The 2,604-nt window shown below is 43.5% G+C and carries 1 protein-coding gene; it reads right to left on the reverse strand.

From position 1 onward, the window contains the following. Nucleotides 1-58: 58 nt before the first annotated feature. Nucleotides 59-337, reverse strand: coding sequence for a hypothetical protein (locus BIT28_RS00205; protein ID WP_139310409.1), 279 nt, complete (start codon nt 335-337; stop codon nt 59-61). Nucleotides 338-2,604 lie beyond the last annotated feature (2,267 nt).

Raw genomic sequence — 2,604 nt, forward strand, 5'->3', positions numbered from 1 at the left:
AAATAAGGGTAGAGAAAAAGAGGGTAAAAAGGTGATCGAAAAAAAACGGAATCCTAGATCACAATCGCCGGAATACGCAGAGTTCGTATTTTTCTAGTTTTTCATTTAAGTCTGTATACACTTTAAGCTGTTCACTTAATTGTGAGTTCTCCTCCTGATAACGAAAAATCTCAGCTTGTAGCTCCATCAAAGCTTGCTGTATATCCAGTACTTTCTGATTTGATTGTTGTTGCAATTCGGCTACTTTTTCTTTTGCCACACCGTCAACATGACCATTAAACATATCTTTAAGAAATTTAACACTATCAAAAGCAGTCTTGACTGTTTCAATTGCCATATTCTCTCCCATTTATTCTAAGTGTATAACGCCTTGGCATAAGGTGCGCCAACGCTGAACTTACTAAACCAAATACACTTCAAACCAAAACCGCCGAGTGTCAGGCGTCACATTAATGCCATTGTTACCCGGCCGTTCGACTCGGCTAAAGCAGCTTGCCTGCAATGATGAAATGCAATTAAAAACTACTCAGATTAAGCGCGACAAACACCAAACTTAAAGCAGATAAATTCAAAACTATAACCACGGAAATGACTGCGTGTTTACCCACAAATAGCGGCAACGATAAAGTTAGCACTATGGTTTACCTAGTGAAGCCGCACCTTACATTTGCGATGAAATTGATAACAACGCAGCCAAAACCAAAGCCGCGAACATCACCCACAATTCTACTGTTTACGGCAACCACCAAAATGTAACCACTTCCCTACCAACGCACCGACCACACTATTGAAAGCGGACATCCTCGAAAATGGCGAGGCAATGGATGAGAAATTTAAGAACAAGTGAGTACGCTGAGTATCAACCGCCACGGCCGAACCATGGTAAAAACCCAATACAGAAGTTGGCGCGGTTATCAGCGAACATTCACGCAAGTCGTTGAGACGTTTAAAAACAAGAATCCGCTATGACCGAGGAACGACTCTTACTGCATACGAATTTATCTGGAATTGACCAACTCACAGCGACAACGGAGTAGAGTAAGCAAAAAGAACTCAACCAAGTCGGGTAACGCTCGCCATAATACGCCACAACGTATTACGAACATGTTGATAGACCACCGAAAACACCACAGCCAATTCAGACCTAAAATGCCGAGCGTTGGTGGTCGTATTTATGGCTTTGTTACCCGGCCAGTTGACTTGGGTGAAGCAGCTTGCCTGCCATGATGAAATGCAATTAAAAACGGCGCTTATTAAGCGCGACAAACACCCAACTCAATGCAGACAAATTCAAAACTATAACCACGAAAATTACTGCGCGTTTACCCACAAAATAGCGGCTACGATGAAGTTAGCACTATGGGTTACCTAGAAAAGATGAACCAGAAACGTGCGCGAATATCGGTTAAAAGACAGCCCAAACTAAAACCGCAGACAGCGCCCACAATTCTACTTCTTTCGGCAACCACCAAAATGTAACCACTTCCCTACCAACGCACCGACCACAATATTGAAAGCGGCATTCCTCGATAATGGTGCGGCAATAGCTGAGAAATTCAAGAACATGTGAGTACACGGAGCATCAACCGCCACAACCGAACCATGTTTAAAACCAAATAAAGAAGTTGGCGCGGTTACCAGCGAACATTCACGCAAATCGTTGAGACATTTAAAAATAAGAAGCCGCTATAAACGAGGAGCAACTCTTACTACATACGGGTTTATCTGGAATTGACCAACTCACAGCAACTGCGGAGTAAAGTAAGCAAAAAGAACTCAACCTAGTCGGGTAACGCTCGCCATAATACGCCACAACGTATTACGATAATGTTGATAGACCACCGAAAACACTAAAGCCAATTCAGACCTAGAATGCCGAGCGTTGGTGGTCGTATTAATGGCCTTGTTACCCGGCCGTTCGACTTGGGTTAAGCAGCTTGCCTGCCATGATGAAATGCAATTAAAAACTGCGCTAATTCAGCGCGACAGACACCCAACTCAAAGCAGACAAATTCAAAACTATAACCACGATAATTACTGCCCGTTTACCCACAAAATAGCGGCAACGATGAAGTTAGCACTATGGTTTACCTAGAAAAGATGCACTAGAAACGCTCGCCAATATTGATTAAAAGGCAGCCCAACTAAAGCCGCGAACCACGCCCACAATTCTATTTCTTTCGGCAACCACCAAAATGTAACCACTTCCCTGCCAGCGCACCGACCACAATATTGAAAGCGGCTATCCTCGATAATGGCGCGGCAATAGCTAAGAAATTTAAGAACTGGTATGTACGCGGAGCATCAACCGCCACGACCGAACCATGGGTAAAACCAAACAAAGAAGTTGGCGCGGTTACCAGCGAACATTCACGCAAGTCTTTGAGGCGTTTAAAAATAAGAAGCCGCTACAAACGATGAACGATTCTTACTGCATATGAATTTATCTGGAATTGACCAACTCACAGCGACAGCGGAGTTAAGTACACAAAAAGAACTCAACCAAGTCGGGTAACGCCTGCGACTTACGAATCCCCACAAAATACCTTTGTAGTTCAATAAGTAGACACGCACCTTACCTTCTGATCTAATGAATTCACCACA

It is taken from the genome of Photobacterium proteolyticum, assembly GCF_001939735.1.
GTDB classification, from domain to species: Bacteria; Pseudomonadota; Gammaproteobacteria; order Enterobacterales; family Vibrionaceae; genus Photobacterium; species Photobacterium proteolyticum.

What these genes read in the sequence shown, in the direction of transcription:
- BIT28_RS00205 (WP_139310409.1), bottom strand. Translation starts at nt 337, where the DNA reads ATGGCAATTGAAACAGTCAAGACTGCTTTTGATAGTGTTAAATTTCTT.